This window comes from Microbacterium sp. TNHR37B (assembly GCF_001620065.1).
Lineage (GTDB): Bacteria > Actinomycetota > Actinomycetes > Actinomycetales > Microbacteriaceae > Microbacterium.
The window spans coordinates 62128-76082 of sequence record NZ_LQGV01000003.1 but is presented as its reverse complement, the minus strand read 5'-3'; the positions used below and the strand labels follow the sequence as shown (position 1 = coordinate 76082).

The 13955-nt window shown below is 70.2% G+C and carries 14 protein-coding genes, 1 pseudogene and 1 riboswitch; of the genes and pseudogenes, 9 read left to right on the top strand and 6 right to left on the bottom strand.

Annotated elements, in window-relative coordinates:
• Positions 1-11 precede the first annotated feature (11 nt).
• Positions 12-479, top strand: a complete 468-nt coding sequence (locus AVP41_RS08675) for an SIP domain-containing protein (RefSeq protein WP_067163358.1) — start codon at positions 12-14, stop codon at positions 477-479.
• Here the strand turns inward: AVP41_RS08675 and AVP41_RS08670 are convergent.
• The 4 genes and pseudogenes from AVP41_RS08670 to AVP41_RS17115 form a co-directional block, all read right to left on the bottom strand.
• Positions 463-924: a Fe-S oxidoreductase gene (locus tag AVP41_RS08670; RefSeq protein ID WP_067163356.1), complete on the bottom strand. Its 462-nt coding sequence runs from the start codon at positions 922-924 to the stop codon at positions 463-465. The genes AVP41_RS08675 and AVP41_RS08670 overlap by 17 nt on opposite strands.
• Positions 921-1730 (bottom strand): arginase family protein, encoded by an 810-nt coding sequence (locus AVP41_RS08665; RefSeq protein WP_067163353.1) that lies wholly within the window; start codon positions 1728-1730, stop codon positions 921-923. The genes AVP41_RS08670 and AVP41_RS08665 overlap by 4 nt, the downstream gene beginning before the upstream one ends.
• A gap of 144 nt (positions 1731-1874) precedes the next feature.
• Positions 1875-2612, bottom strand: coding sequence for a PspA/IM30 family protein (locus tag AVP41_RS08660; protein WP_067163351.1), 738 nt, complete (start codon positions 2610-2612; stop codon positions 1875-1877).
• Between the two features lie 1563 nt (positions 2613-4175).
• Positions 4176-4637 (bottom strand): annotated as a pseudogene (locus AVP41_RS17115) (TPM domain-containing protein); the annotation flags it as partial.
• A 201-nt stretch (positions 4638-4838) separates the two neighbouring features.
• Here AVP41_RS17115 and AVP41_RS08650 point away from each other — a divergent pair.
• The 6 genes from AVP41_RS08650 (at position 4839) to AVP41_RS08625 (ending at position 9231) form a co-directional block, all read left to right on the top strand.
• Positions 4839-5690: a DUF3097 family protein gene (locus AVP41_RS08650; protein WP_067163346.1), complete on the top strand. Its 852-nt coding sequence runs from the start codon at positions 4839-4841 to the stop codon at positions 5688-5690.
• A gap of 85 nt (positions 5691-5775) precedes the next feature.
• Complete coding sequence (gene trmB / locus AVP41_RS08645) at positions 5776-6441, top strand: tRNA (guanosine(46)-N7)-methyltransferase TrmB (RefSeq protein ID WP_157532507.1); 666 nt, start codon at positions 5776-5778, stop codon at positions 6439-6441.
• The gene (locus AVP41_RS08640) at positions 6438-7289 is read left to right on the top strand and encodes a CPBP family intramembrane glutamic endopeptidase (RefSeq protein WP_067163343.1); all 852 of its coding nucleotides are present in this window, start codon (positions 6438-6440) and stop codon (positions 7287-7289) included. The genes trmB and AVP41_RS08640 overlap by 4 nt, the downstream gene beginning before the upstream one ends.
• A 33-nt stretch (positions 7290-7322) precedes the next feature.
• A complete protein-coding gene (locus AVP41_RS08635) occupies positions 7323-7841 on the top strand; it encodes a hypothetical protein (RefSeq protein WP_067163340.1) in 519 nt (172 codons plus the stop codon).
• A gap of 55 nt (positions 7842-7896) precedes the next feature.
• Positions 7897-8778, top strand: coding sequence for a zinc-ribbon domain-containing protein (locus AVP41_RS08630; protein WP_067163338.1), 882 nt, complete (start codon positions 7897-7899; stop codon positions 8776-8778).
• A gap of 53 nt (positions 8779-8831) precedes the next feature.
• A riboswitch (guanidine-III (ykkC-III) riboswitch) is annotated at positions 8832-8896 on the top strand.
• A gap of 8 nt (positions 8897-8904) precedes the next feature.
• The gene (locus tag AVP41_RS08625) at positions 8905-9231 is read left to right on the top strand and encodes a DMT family transporter (protein WP_067165715.1); all 327 of its coding nucleotides are present in this window, start codon (positions 8905-8907) and stop codon (positions 9229-9231) included.
• A gap of 23 nt (positions 9232-9254) precedes the next feature.
• Here the strand turns inward: AVP41_RS08625 and AVP41_RS08620 are convergent, their stop codons facing one another.
• Entirely contained in the window at positions 9255-11336 is a 2082-nt protein-coding gene (locus AVP41_RS08620) for a bifunctional lysylphosphatidylglycerol flippase/synthetase MprF (RefSeq protein WP_067163336.1), read from the bottom strand.
• 109 nt (positions 11337-11445) lie between these two features.
• Positions 11446-11649 carry a hypothetical protein gene (locus AVP41_RS08615; RefSeq protein WP_067163334.1) on the bottom strand — a complete coding sequence of 68 codons (204 nt, stop codon included), beginning with the start codon at positions 11647-11649 and terminating at the stop codon, positions 11446-11448.
• A 512-nt stretch (positions 11650-12161) separates the two neighbouring features.
• Here AVP41_RS08615 and AVP41_RS08610 point away from each other — a divergent pair.
• Positions 12162-12695: an RNA polymerase sigma factor gene (locus AVP41_RS08610; protein WP_067163331.1), complete on the top strand. Its 534-nt coding sequence runs from the start codon at positions 12162-12164 to the stop codon at positions 12693-12695.
• Positions 12686-13879, top strand: a complete 1194-nt coding sequence (locus tag AVP41_RS08605) for a hypothetical protein (RefSeq protein ID WP_067163329.1) — start codon at positions 12686-12688, stop codon at positions 13877-13879. The genes AVP41_RS08610 and AVP41_RS08605 overlap by 10 nt, the downstream gene beginning before the upstream one ends.
• Positions 13880-13955 lie beyond the last annotated feature (76 nt).

The following is a 13955-nucleotide window of genomic DNA, read 5'->3' as shown; positions in this document are numbered from 1 at the left end:
GTGGAGGTGTCATGAGCCTCCCCGCGACCGATCACAGCACCCGCGCGTGCCGCGCCTCCAAGCACGCGCGCGCCCAGCAGCTGATCACCGCAGACGAGCACTCGTTGGCCGAGCTCCAGGCGTTCATCGCGACACTTCCCCTGTGCTCGACGGGCCGCGTCTTCATCGAGGTTCCCGACGAGAGCTGGATGGGTGAGCTTCCCGTCCCGGCGCGCATGATCGTGACCTGGCTCGACCGGTCGCGGCGCACCGGCGCCCCGGGCACCGGCCGGGGGTGCGCACCCGGACAGGCGCTCGCACGGGCCGTGACGGCCTGGGCAGACGAGATGCTGTGCGAGCCGGGTCACTCCACCCACGTGCATCTGCTGGGCGGCTACCTCGGTACGGCAGACATCGTCGACCACCTCACCGAGGTGCGGGCGATCGACCCCGCCGACATCCACACTCCGCCGCGATTCGGCCTCACTCCCGCGCACTGACTCCTCGCGGAACGTAGTTGCCGTCTTCGAGCCCGGCGAGGATCTCGAAGCGGTTCGTCAGAGGGTCTCTCCCTGCGAGGAGATACAGCAGCGGCATCAGGAACCCGTAGCGGCGCCATTGCCGTGCATGCACGGCCTCGTGGCGCAAGACGGCGTCGGTCACCACGCCGCTGCCGGTGAGGAAGCACCCGCCGACGCAGACACCGCCCCGTCCGAAGGTCCACGCGGGCATTCCGCGGAACACCCACAGCCCCTGTCGGCGTTCCACGCGGCCCGTGGACCACAGCGTGCCCCAGATCCATCCGACGGCGGTGCCCCACGCGTAGCCGAGACGACTGATCGGCGAGTCCAGCAGCGCCGACGGGATCCAGCGATCGCCGCGCTCGCCTCTCGCGACGGCGGCCCGCGCCCTCTCCTGCCATCCGGCCGGGGGGCGGGCGATCATGCGAGAGCCCCGACGATGCGCAGGATGGTGCCGAGGTCGTCCACCGCGGCCTCTGGGGTCGCGGGTGCGAAGCCGGAAATCGAGGAGCCCACCAGGGGGAAGCGACGGCGGAGCTCCCGGATCGCGCCGGCGACGTCTTCGCCGCGGGCGCCGAACGGGATCGCCTGCGAGACGCCGGCCAGGACTGCGGGGTCGAGCACATCGAGGTCGATGTGCACGTAGACCTCGTCGGCCCCCGAGGCCGCCACCGCGTCCGCGATCGTCGTCGGCTCGGCCAGCGCATCGACCGGGACGTGAGCGAGGGCCGAGGAGCGCAGCACGTCTGCTTCCGCGGGGTCGAACTCGCGGGCTCCGGCCAGGACGACCCGATCCGCCGACACCGATGCCGACCCCCACGGGCCCTCCTCGAACACGGCGCGCAGCGCCATTCCGGCAAACGCCCCCGAGGAGCTCGTCTGGGGAGAGTGGAGATCTCCGTGAGCGTCGAACCACACCACGGCGAGGCCGGGATGGCGGGCCGCAGCGTGGGCGATCGCCGCCACCGCGACGCTGCAGTCACCGCCGACGATGACGGCGGGTTCGGGCGATGCATCGAGCTCCTCGGACATCGCGTCGCGGACGCGTGTCAGGGCGCTGAAGCGACGGATGCCGGTCTCCAGCGACTCGCCTGCCTCCACGGGGACCTCGACAGCAGTGCGCCCGGCGCGGGGAAGGTCACCGGCGATTGTCTCCGCGCCCTCGGCCAGCAGCATCGCTCGAGCCGCGGGCGATCCCTGCCATTGCGGCACCACGAGAAATCGGGTCATGCTCCCATCTTCCTCCTCCGCCGTCACGGCGACGCCTGTCGGCGTACCTCCGGTGGGGCCGGGGACGGGCGGGCCAGGGTGTCCGGCGGAAGAGACGGCACAGCGCCGGGGTCGCGGACGACACCCGGCGCTGTGCCGACCGGATTACTGCTCGATCGCGGCCGAGCTCGAGCCGCCGGTCTTCAGCGCGGCCAGACGCGCTTCGACCTCGGTCAGCTCTCCCATGTCCTCCAGCTCGTTGAACTGGGCGTCGAGCGACGAGGCGGCGATCTCCGCCTTGCCGGCCGCGAGAGCCTCCTGGCGGCGCACCTTGTCCTCGAAGCGACCCAGGTCGCTCGTCGGGTCGAGCACGTCGATCGACTTGACGGCGTCGTGCACCTTGTTCTGCGCCTCGGCGGTCTTGGCGCGGGCGACCAACTCGGCCCGCTTCGACTTCAGCTGCTCGAGCTTCTGCTTCATGCCATTGAGGCCGTCCTTGAGCTTGTCGACGACCTCGGTCTGCGCGGCGATCGAGGGGGCGATGGCCGCCGCCTCGTTCTCCTCGCTGATCTGGCGCTGCAGGGCGATCTTGGCGAGGTTGTCGAACTTGTCCGCGTCAGCGGTGTTGCCGACCGCGCGCAGCTCGTCGGCCTTGCGGCTGGCGGCGAGAGCCTTGTTGCCCCACTCCGCAGCGGCCTTGACGTCCTCGGCGTGGTCACGCTCGAGCAGGCGCAGGTTCCCGATCGTCTCGGCGATCGCCGATTCGGCATCGACGATGTTGTTGGTGAAGTCCCGGACGAGCTGGTCGAGCATCTTCTGGGGGTCTTCGGCGGAATCGATGAGGGCGTTGATGTTCGCCTTCACAAGGGTCGAGATGCGGCCGAAGATGGACTGCTTTGCCATCGGTTTTCCTTTCCTCACACGAGGGTCTGTGGTCGTGGGGTCATCTGTGCGGAGCGGCGGGTGAAGGGGCGGTCGTGCGGCTCAGAATCTCCCTCCGCCCCGTCGGGTGCGGGTGGCGCCGCCTCCGAAACTGCCGGAGCTGAAGCCGCCTCCGCGGCCGCCGGAGCGCGTCGTCGGTCCGGTACTGCGCCGGCCGCCTCCGCCGAGCATCGAGTTGAGTAGGATGCCACCCAGCACCGCCCCCATGACATTGCCGCTGTCGCCACCGGATCCGCCGAAGGCTCCGACGTCGTTCTGGGCCTGACGGATCGCCTGCGATGCCAGCTCGTTCGCGCGTTGGGCGGCCGACAGCGCCTGCGCCGGGTCGGTGGCGGCGAGCTGTCGCGCCTGCACGATGGAGGCTCCCGCCTCGGCGAGCCGGGTACGGGCGGTGGCACCGACCGCGCCGCGGCGGGACGTGATGAAGTCCTCCGCGGCGGAGACCTGCGCCTGGGCATGCGTGAGCAACTGATCGAGTTGCTGGGCGGCGCGCCTCTGCCGTTCCTGCTCGTCGCGAATGCCCGCGAGCAGCGTGTCGATCTGAGTGTTGGCCCGCTCGAGGAGGTCGAGGGCGCGAAGCGGATCACGCTCCGCGCCGGTGAGCAGCGGCCGTGCGGCGTCGGTCTGCTGACGGGTGGCGGTGACCACTCCCGTCACGCGACCATCCGCGTCGGGAAGAGCGGCAGCGGCGGCGAGGTCGCCGTCGATCTCAGCGAGGAGAGCGGCAGCCTGGGTCTCGGCGGCGCGCAGGTCGCCGCTCATCCGGGCCACCGCGTCTTCGAGGGCGCGGGCTTGGCCGATGGCCTCCTCGGCCGCACGGATGCCGACGGCCGCCTCGCCGCCTTTGCCGGCGCCGATCGCCGCCTCGGCGCGCGCCACCTGCTCATCGGCGAAGGCCAGCCGCTGAGCGATCTGCTCCGGGTTGTCGGCGATCGTGGCGAGGGCGTCCGCCGCGTACTCCTGCCGCAGCGCGGTCAGCTGCGCCGTCGTCTCGGGCGCCCGGCCGCCGATCTCGGTGCGCAGCTCCTGTACGCGAGTCAGTGCCTCGGGGGCGTTCTGCTCGAGCTTGCGCAGTTCGTCGAAGGCTGCGGCCTTCGCATCGAGTGCGCTGTTCGCCTGCGTGCAGAGCTCGATGATCCGGGTGTTCCAGGCTCGCACTTCGTCGTCGGTATCGGGAACGTCATCGTCGAGCTTCTGCTGCAGCGAGAACGCGGCATCGAGATCGGCCTTGGCCTGAGCGATCGTCGCTTCGAACTCGGCCGCGGCGTCATCGCCGAACTGTGCGCGGGCGAACCCGAGTTCTTGCTCGCTCGTCTTGACCGCGTCGTCGGTCTGGACGAGCGCGGAGGCAGCGCGACGAGCCAGCTCTTCGATCGGCACGGCCGAAGCGGAACCGCCACTGGCGCGGCGGCGGGATCGCACGAACAGCCAGACCAGCACACCCAGGATCGCGGCGAGCAGGAGCACGAACAGCACCACGCCGAGGTTCACACCGCCGCCTCCGCCATGTGCGGCGGCGAGGCCATCGGCCGCGGCGATCGCGCCGGCGACCCACCCGTCGCTGCCGAGGGCGGGCCCGACACGATCCTGCTCGATGCGCGCGAGCTGGTCGTCGCTGACCTGGCCCCCGGACTGACCGGCCAAGTAGAAGGTGCGTCCCTCGGTGGAGACCACGAGGACGTACTGGTTGAGGCCGAGGCCGTTCAGCCGGGCCGTCTGGGTTCCCCACTCGGAGGGGTCGGACGGGTCGGTGAAACGGTCGACGTAGACGACCCACAGGTCGAGCCGCGATGACTCTGACAGCGCCTTCGAGCGCGCGATGATCTCGCGCTCCTCGGATGCGCTGAGCACGCCGGCGTCGTCGAGCACCCGCGAGGATCCGAGGGAGACCGGAGGAGTCGCCGCGGCGGGGGTGGCCGCGCCGAACAGGACCGTCGCGAGCAGGGCGAGCACCACGATGAGCACCGATGACTTGCGCGATCGCATCGGTGAATCCTCCTCGCCGGGCGTGCTGCTCACCCTGGGTGAGTCTATTCTCCGCACGGCATGTGGAGAAAGGTGAGACGGGCCGCCGCGCCTGTGGATCCGCCGAGTCTCGCGCCGGAGCCGGCCCCGTCCGACGGCGCTCGGGCGCGTCTGCCGCTCGGGAACGCGCCCGCCGACTAGGCTCACCGCTTCGGAGGGTTCATGGACGACAGATACGGAAGCGATGTGCTGGCGCCGGGATGGCGTGAGGTGGGACGCCGACCGATGCCCCGCGTGGAGGCGCAACGAGACCTCGTGGTCGAGGTGGTCGCCGACGGCTTCTGCGGCGCGGTCGTCGGTCGTCAGTCGAACCTCATCGAACTGGAGGATCGCCGGGGGAACCGTCGTCTCTTCCCCCTTGGCGGGGGTTTCCTCATCGACGGCGAGGCGGTGGAGCTCGTCGCCCCCGCGGCTGCCCGGGCCTCGGGACCCGCCCGCACGGCGTCGGGCTCTTTCGCGGCGCCGCAGGCGCGGGCACGCGTCGCGCGCGCCTCCCGCATCCTCGTCGAAGGCAAGCACGACGCGGAGCTCGTGGAGAAGGTGTGGGGCGACGACTTGCGCATCGAAGGCGTCGTCGTGGAGTTCTTGCAGGGGGCGGACCTCCTCGAGGAGGTGCTGCGGGACGACCCGCCCTCCGCGCAGCGCCGCTACGGCGTGCTGCTGGACCACCTCGTCCCGGGCTCCAAGGAGACCCGGCTCGCTGAGGCGGTGCGACGCGGTCCGCACGGTCGGTTCGTCAGGATCGTCGGGCATCCGCACGTCGACGTGTGGCAGTGCGTCACACCGCGCGCCCTCGGCATCTCTGGGTGGCCCGACGTCCCGCGTGGGATCGAGTGGAAGGTCGGAGTCAGTCGCGCCCTCGGCTGGCCGGCCGACTCGCCGGCGGACCTCGCCCGCAACTGGCAGCGCATTCTGGCGGCCGTGCGGACCTATCGCGACCTCGACCCCGCTCTTCTCGGACGGGTGGAGGAACTCATCGACTTCGTCACGGCGGACAGCGGGTCGGTAGCCTGAACCGGTGTCCGATGCCGAAGTGAACGAGCCCTCCGAACTCCGTTTCCGTGACAAGCCGGTCTCGTTCGTCCGCCGCAGCGGCCGGATGAGCGATGCGCAGGAACGGGGCTGGGCGGAACTCGCTCCGCGCTACCTGCTCACGGTCGAGCGCGATGCCGCGGCGACCAGCGTGCGTCCGGGGAGTGGTATCGACCCGGCCGAGGTGTTCGGCCGCACCGCGCCGCTCATCGTCGAGATCGGCTCCGGACAAGGGCACGCGATCGTCCACGCCGCCGCGACCCACCCGGAGCGGGACCACGTGGCGGTGGAGGTGTTCCGTGCGGGTCTTGCACGCACCATGCTCGATGCCGCTCGTGCCGGGCTCGAGAACCTGCGCCTCGTCGAGGCCAACGCGCCCGAGGTGCTCGAGCACCTCCTTCCGGACGGCTCCGTCGATGAGATCTGGGTCTTCTTCCCCGACCCGTGGCACAAGACGAAGCACAACAAGCGGCGTCTCATCGCGCCGGCATTCCTTCCCCTCGCCTCCCGCGCTCTCCGGGACGGGGGAGTGCTTCGCCTCGCCACCGACTGGGAGGAGTACGCGCTGCAGATGCGGGAGGTCTTCACCGATGCGTCGGAGTTCGCGCCGGACTTCGACGGCGAGTGGGCGCCCCGGTTCGAGGGCCGTGTCATGACCGCGTTCGAGCGCAAGGGACTCGCGAAGGGACGGGAGATCCGTGACCTCGCCTACCGGCGGCGGGAGCGGTTGTGACCACCTCCGCCGTCGAGCCTCGCCGTCCCCTGTTGTCCTGGCGCGTGCTCCCGGCGCTCGCGGTCTGTCTCGCCGCGCCCGCATTCTTCGTGCTCCTCCAGCCCTGGCTCGGCTGGCTGCTCCTGGCCGGGGGCGTCGGTGCGGCCGTGGCGGGTGAGCGCCGGGAGGCCCTGGCCGCTGAGAAGTCGCTCGCCCGCGATCTCTCGCTCATCGCGTGCGGGCTGCTCATCGTCAGCGCGATCCCTCTCAAGGCTGAGCTCGACGACGTCGCGATGCTGCGGTTCACCCTCGCGCTCGGGGGTGCGGTCGTGGTGCCGTACGCCGTCTCCCGGTGGGTCTACCGCGATCGCGCCATCCGGTTCCCCTGGCGGGGAGGAGGTCGCTGGACGCGCTGGCAGTGGGCATGGCTGGTCGCCGTGCTGTTTCTCGGGTGGGCGATCCTGCCGTTCTACTTCATCACGTCGGGCGTCTATCAGAACTGGCCCGTGGTGGACACCCCCGACCTCGTCGCGCGACTGTTCGTCGGGGTGGGGGCGGTCGGGATCTGGGACGAGCTGTTCTTCATCTGCACGTGCTTCGTCCTGCTGCGCCGTCACGTCGCCGATGCCACCGCCAACGTGCTGCAGGCGATCGTCTTCGTGTCCTTCCTGTGGGAGCTCGGCTACCAGGCCTGGGGCCCCGTGCTGACGATCCCGTTCGCGCTCCTCCAGGCGATCATCTTCCTGCGCACGCGCTCGCTCGGTTACGTCGTGACGGTGCATCTGCTGTTCGACGCCGTGGTGTTCGCCGTGCTCGTCCATGCCCACAACCCCGGCCTCCTGGACGCGATCTTCTTCATCAGTCCCTGAAGGCGAGCGAGGACGGCCGGTAGATTCGCTCGGGTGACCTCTCGCCTCCGCGTCCGTCCTCTTCTGGCCCTCTTCGTCGTCGGCGGTCTCGCTCTGGGTGGGTGTGCTGCCACCGACCCCGTGTCCGTCCCCGCTGCCGCCAGTGCCGGGGACTGTCCTCCGACGCCCATCGACGTGACGATCGATTCCGAGGTCGAGATCACGGAGGCGGGTGTGATCCTCCACGCCGCCACGAATCTGCCTGAGGGGACGTTGCTCGGCGCTGCCATGTTTCGCGAGGAGAGTGGCGGATTTCAGTCCCAGGATGAGGTGAGCGGCGGTGCGGCTACATTCGGGCCCCTCCAGGACGACGACGGCGGCACGTTACGCGGCGACTATCAGGTCGTCATCACGATGGCACCGATCGATGATCAGCCGGCGGCCGTGCGCGCGTGCATCGGGGCAGACGGCGAAAACCTGTCGGGAGACCTTGTCACGGTGGAGGCGGTGAGTGGGCGAGCCGGCATCGTGGCCTTCTCCTCACTGTCCCTCGGTGACGGGTCCGACTCTTAGGGGCGCCGATCTGCCGACCGGGGGCCGTGTCGATGGTCGGCGATAGCCTCCCGGCATGCCGGAACGGGTGGAGGCGTGGTGGTCGCGTCGGCAGTGGTCGAAGACGCTCGCGGTGCCCTATCCCGTCGGTACCTACCGGGAGGCGTGGGCCGGCTATCCCGCGTTGATCCGCCAGTATCATCCCGAGCTCAACGCGGGCATCTCGCTCTCGCAGGTCCCGCCGGCCGCCGACGTGCTGTTGCTGTGGGAATGCGAGCGCGGACACCGTTTCGCCGCGACCCCGGCGGAGCAGCGCTCGCGGCCCGGACGGCAGCGCCGGCGGAGTGCCTGGTGCCCGGAGTGCGCCGAGAACGCTCGTCCTTCGCGGACTCTGGCGCTTCCGATGCGGGACCGTGTGCCGATGCCCGGTGAGCCGATGGTCCAGGAGGCGGCGGTTCTGCGAGCGCGCTCGGCGCGCCCTCGTCCGGCCCTCGACGTGTGTGACAAGACACCGTTGCTGCCGGTCGGAGAGCCCTTCGTCTCGGCGTGCGCGCCTCCGCCGGCCTCAGCGGTCGAGGCGCGGATGCGTGCCGACGTCTTCAGCGCTCTGGACCTCACGCCGGGAATGACCGCTGTGCGGGTGGCCCGCCCCTTCTTCCGCCACCTCGAGGTGTGGCCGGATCTCCTGCTTCCGGAGCTGCGCATCGCCGTGGAGTACGACTCCGTCGGCCGCCACGGACTCGAGCACGTCGGGGATCGGGAGGTCGCCGACCGCCGGAAGGACCGCGCCGTCCGGTCCGCCGGATGGGAGGTGGTCCGCGTGCGGACGGGGAAGCTGCCGCCCCTGGGGCCGCACGACTTGTGCGTCGGTGCCTGGAACGCGCGTGCCCTCACCAGGCTCGTCGACGCTCTGAGAGACATCCGTGGCCCCCTGATGGTCGATGCGTACCTGCGCTGACGGAGCCCGCCCGCGGTGCACAGCGGGTGAGCAGGTCGCCGCCCTATGCTGAATCCTGGGTCTCGACAGGATCCCCGGACGACGGATCAGTACCCGGTGAGCGACAAGACTGGCCAGGAGGTCGTCATGTCGTGGGTCATCCTCATCGTCTCGGGTGTGCTGGAAGCGGTGTGGGCCACTGCCCTCGGCAAGTCGGAGGGTTTCACCCGGCTCTGGCCGACCGTGGTGTTCGGCGTCGCTCTGGCGGCCAGCATGGGCGGCCTCGCCTGGGCGATGCGGGACATCCCGACCGGCACCGCCTACGCGGTCTGGGTGGGAATCGGCGCGTCCTTGACCGTCGCGTGGGCGATGGTCACCGGCGACGAGGAGTTCTCGCTCGTCCGAACCCTCCTGATCCTCGGCCTCGTGGGATGCGTCGTCGGCCTGAAGCTCGTCGGCGGCGGCGAGCACTGATCGTCGACGCCTCGGCCGCGGAGTCACTCGTCGCGTCGAAGGAGCTCTGCCCCTGCCCGAGCGAACTGTCCGATGGTTGCGCTCGGAAGGAACGCCCGCGTGAGCCCTGCGGCGATCCGTGTCAGGTCGGCCTCGTCACGGAACAGCAGGTACATCGTCTCGTAGCGGGGATGGAACTTGGCCTTGAACCGGTGGAGCGAGCGGAAGCCATAGACCGGTTCGAGGGCATCGGCGAGGCGCGTGCTCAAGTCGGTGAGCAGCCGCGCCTCGGGAGGATACTCGTGCGTGAGCGGAGCACCGGACAGTGACATCACCTCAGCCCCCTCGTCGCGGAAGGTCAGCGCGGACTGCGCGATGAGGAACTCCATGACAGGCCCGAACCCGCCCTCCCTGCGTCGCATGACGTCGAGGGTCCACCCACGGATCCCGCCCTCTCCGTATACCGGGAGCCAGGACAGGAATCCCTCGACGTTCCCCTCCGCCGAGTGGGCGAGAGCGATGCGCACGTCTGGATCGGCTGCCTCGGTGAGGCTGCCGAGAGTGAAGCCCATTTCGGGCAAGGCCTTGTCGCCGACCCATTGTTCGGAGATCGCGTGGAGCTGGGTGTGGACTCCCCAAGGCTCGTCGGCGTAGCGGGTCATCCGGAAGGTCACCTGTTCGCGTTCGGCGCGGTTCAGTGAGGTCCGCACCGAGTTCCAGCGTTTGCCGCGGAAGGCCAGGCCGGGGAGGTCGACGATGGTGTCGTCGGCCACCACGAGGCTCCGCCACTCCTTCGGCACCGCGCGGCGGGTGTCGGCACCGGCGCTGAAGAAGCAGGGGACGAGACCGGCGTGCTCTGCTGCCGAGATGAACTCTCTCGCCGAGGAGGCGCGAGAGGCGCGGGGTCCTAGGGGGTCGGCCAGGGCGATCGCGACGCCGGCTCGGCGCTGGTAGACGACGATGCCGCCGGAGGTGCGCGCGTAGGAGTTGCCCTCCCACAACGACATCCAGGAGAGCGTGCCCCCGCCATACGCCGTCAACGCGTCGCGGACCTCCCGGGCGCCGGGTTCGGGCGCCAGGCCGACGCGCGTGTGCCGGTCGCCCTGGAAGGCCCGCCGCACGCTGAGCAGGTAGACGAGGAGGAGCAGCGACAGGATCCCCGCGGCGATCTCGATGCGCGCATCGCCGTCGATGAGGTCGCTCGCCTCGCCCGTGGAGTCGGCGACGAGGAGGACCCAGAGGGCCGCAGCGAGAAGGGTGTTGAGCGTCAAGAGCGCGGTCGCGACGCGCCATGCCCATCGACGGGCACGGCGCAGACCGCTGACGACGAGGGCGACGATGGCGATGTCGATCGCCGTGCTCCAGGGGGATCCACCGAGCGGCGCCGTGGTTCCCAGCGGGCCGTCGGTCGGAACGAACGCGAGGATCACCTCGATCGCGGCGAAGGAGACCATCCCCACCTGCGCGACGAGCCGTTGCTCCCGGAGCGACGCTCGGCGCGGGGTCAGGCTGCGGTCCACTCCCAGCACCAGGAGGACGGCGGCCATGTGCTCGAGGTCGGCGAGCGTGCCGAGAACCAGCACGCCGATCGTGAGGGTCGCGAGGAGGATCAGCCACCCGCGGAGGCGCCAGGAGGTCCGAAGGGTGCCGAGGAAGGCGGCGAGACAGGCGAGAGCTCCGGCGCTCGGACCGACGTCCAGCATCTGCACCTGGTCCTGCGCCCACGCCCAGCCGGACGCACTCGCGCACAGCGAGACGATCAGTGCGGTCGTGACGACCGCGAACAGGTGTCCGATCCAGAAGTAGGCGAGCGCGACGCGTGACCCGCGCTTTGCCTCCAGGAGCCCGACGGACACCATGGTGAGAAGCGTCGGTACGTATCCCCACGGGCTCACGACGAAGAAGGCGCCGGTCACCGGCGTCCACCAGCGGCCCGCCTCGAACGCGGGCACGCCGTAGGCGATCTGGTCCATCAGAGGCGTCTCGCCGACGGGTCGCCAGAGGCCGCCGAAGGCCAGCCCCACGATCAGGAGGACGAGGACGAACCCGAGTGTGAGGGGCACGCGCCGGGCCAGGTCCAGGATCAGAGGGGAGCGGGACGGCGCGTGGGTGGACGTGACCGTCATGGTGTCACCCTAGCGACGGGCCTCCGTGCACACGTCGGGGCTCCGCGCGGGCGGCAGGTTTTGGGGTGCGGCATGGTCGGTCCGACCCGCGTGAGCCGGAGGCGCGAGGTCAGAGCAGCTTCAGGAGTGCGGGACCGAAGACGATCGCGGCGGCGGCCGGGACGACGAGGAGGCCGAGAGCGGCGATGCCGATCGCCACCGCTGCGCCGAGGATCGACAGCACCGCGGCCCCTCCGGCCGACGCCGTGCGACGGGTCGCCGAGGGCCCGGAGATCGCTGACGCGGGAACGCGGGGCAGGGTTGCGGTGGCCATGATTCGACGGTACGAACCGGGATGGGTCGCTGGCGTCGCCCGCGGGATGGACCGGTATCCATCGAGAGGATGATTTCGTCGTCGCACGACGGGCAACGTGAGCTTCAACATGAACCTGAAACGAGTTGGCGGCCAACTCTTGACGGTGGGCCGAGGCTGAGTATTTTGGGCATCGCGAAGGAAAACGGAGACAGAAGGAACTCGAAAGGGATCCGGACACAGACACCGAATCCGCAGAATGATCGCCCCGAGGCTTCGGCCCCGGGGCGATCTTCATGTGCGGCGACGATGTCGCGGCTGATTATGGCGGGGCCCGTCACCGTCCCCCGATGGTGACCGGCCCCGCAGGAGTCCGCCTCCCCCCGAACGCTGGACTCACCTGAAGAGAGTGGGGGAGGACCGATCTATTACGCGACTTCGCAAAAGAATCTGAGAAGCGCCTCGTTCGCCCCGATCAGGCACCCCGTGCCCGGCGTGAACCGATCGGGCGCCGCCGGACAATACAAGGTGTGATGGATGACGATTCCTCAGACTGGCGCCGCGTGCTCGTTGATGACGAGGCTGCGCTCGGGGCCCTCTTCGACCGCCACCGCACCAGGCTCTTCGCTCATGCCCGGCGGTTGCTCAACGACCGAGAGGACGCGAAGGACGCCGTCACGATCGCCTTCTTCGAGCTGTGGCGCCACCGCCGTCGTGTGCGTCTGGTCGATGGGTCGCCCTTGCCGTGGCTGCTGGTGACCGTCGGCAACGCCGCACGCAACCTCGAGCGCTCGCGAAGGCGGTATCGGTCGCTCGTCGCCCGCGTGCCCGTCGCTCACGGCGCGCGGGAGGTGGTCTCCTCCGATGAGACGGGTGTGCTGGCGGCGTTGAAACGGCTTCCTGCGGCCGAGCAGCACGTCGTGGTGCTCGCGATTCTCGAGGGCTACGCGGAGCGCGAGACCGCGGAGATCCTCGGCATCCCACCGGGAACGGTCAAATCACGTCTGTCCCGGGCCAAGGCGAAACTGCGCGACGAACTCACCACGATGGAGGAGACATGGGTCTGAACGAGGAACTCGACCCGGCGGAGCAGATCGAGCTCCGTTCCCGCATCATGGCGGGAGCGCGCTCGCTCAGCGCGCGGAGGGCGCGGAGGGCGCGTCTGATAGCTGCCGCGGGTGCGACCGCGGCTGTCGCGATCGTCGTGGGTGTATCGGCGCTGGCGCTCTACCGTCCGGCGCCGCCGAACATCGCGCAGACGCCGAGCCCGACGGCAACGGTCAGTGCGGCCCCCACACCGACCGCGACACCGTCGCCGACCACGCCGCCGCCGACCGCACCGCCACCGCCGCTTCCGCAGACACCGGTTGCCGTCGCCGGAGGCTCGTGCGATGACGTCATTCCCTCCGCCGGGCTGCCCGCCGCCATCGGACAAGGCGCCGTGGAAGACGTCACCACGACGTCCCTGCACACCCTTGGCGCCGTGAGCTGCCGATGGACCGGGAGCTGGCAGGTGCAGGTGGACCTCTTCCCCGTCGAGGTCGTGCCGGCTGCGCTCGAAGAGCGGTACGCGGCGCAACAGTGCGAGTCGATCGGCTACGACGGTTACGGCTGCCGCGTCGCCCGTGCCACGGATGACCTGTGGGCTCTCGTGACAGTGAGCCCCGGCGCGACGACCTACGGCCAGGATGTCCCCGAGGGGCTCACCGATCAGGTCGCCGACGTGATCGAGGCGGGCCTCCCCGACCTGGCCCCGGGTGTACCGGGTGACCGAACAGGGTGGGACGGCTTTGCAGGCTGCGATGACGTCGCGGCGGCGATCGATCTCCCGTCGGCGCTGGGCGGTGCTCCCGGAGAGGGTCTCCCCGGCGTCGACGGATCGAGCCCCGACCCGCTGCACGAGATTGCGGTCGCGGCGGGGTCGGTCATCGGTCCGTGCGTCTGGAGCAAGGACGTCGACCCCACGACGGCGTCATCCTTCCCCGCGCTCTGGGTGACCATCTACCCGGGTGGGGCGGCGGGATGGGACCGCCTCGTCCAGGAGCTCGCCCCGACGGCCGTGGACACGACGGTCGCGGGGGCGGAGGACGCCGTCATCGACGATCGGGAGGACGAGGTCGGCCAGGTCGGCACGGGAGACCCTCTGACGCGCCTGCTCCTGAGGGACGGCGAGAGCATCGTCGTCCTCGAGTCCCGTGAACTCGCCCGCGACCTGCGGGAGGTGGCGGCGGAGCTGCTCGACGCCCGCTGACCGCGTCGCCGCACAATGCGAGAAGCCGCCCGGACCTCAGGCGGCTTCTCTCATGGCATCAGGTTCCGCGTACGAG